At 64.1% G+C, this 579-nt stretch carries 1 protein-coding gene; it reads right to left on the bottom strand.

All coding sequences use genetic code 11. From position 1 onward, the window contains the following. Nucleotides 1-579: polysaccharide deacetylase family protein (locus JK635_RS28950; protein ID WP_202655519.1), on the bottom strand; the 579-nt coding region annotated here is incomplete at both ends.

The raw sequence follows: 579 nt of genomic DNA on the forward strand, positions 1-579 counted from the left end.
AACAAAAGCCCTTCTGTTCCAGCCCGCTCAGCAATGGTTCCAGCACCGCGGGCGCCCAGGGATCCTTGCGTGACCAGATGCCCAGATGCGCCATGAAGATATCGCCGTCGCGCAGTCCATTCAACGCGCGGTCCAGCAAGGCCTGATTCGATACACGCTCGCTTGGCAACTCGTCCCCCGAAAACCCGGCCGGCGCCCAGCCGGCATGGGACAGGCCACAGGCCTGGCCGGCTGCCTGGCTGGCCTTGGTCAGCTTGCCACCCGGTGCGCGCCAGAAAGGGTCCAGCCCGGCGCCGGTCAACTCGCGGAACCGGCTATCGACCCGGCGCAATTCATCGCAATACTGCTGCTGCGTCCATGCCAGCTTCTTGCCGGCCTGCGGCCCGAACTGCGGCCGCACTTCCAGCCTGCCGTCGGCCATGTCCCGTAGCGCATAGACATGATCAAAGGTATGGGTGCCGAAGGCATGGCCTTCCTCGCGCAAGGCTTTCCAGTACGACGCCCAGGATGGGTCGAGCGAATGATCGCCGCGCACGGTTTTTTCATTGGCCAGGAAAAAGGTGGCCTTGGCATGGTGAC

Source organism: Neobacillus paridis (genome assembly GCF_016765675.1).
GTDB lineage: Bacteria > Bacillota > Bacilli > Bacillales > Cytobacillaceae > Neobacillus > Neobacillus paridis.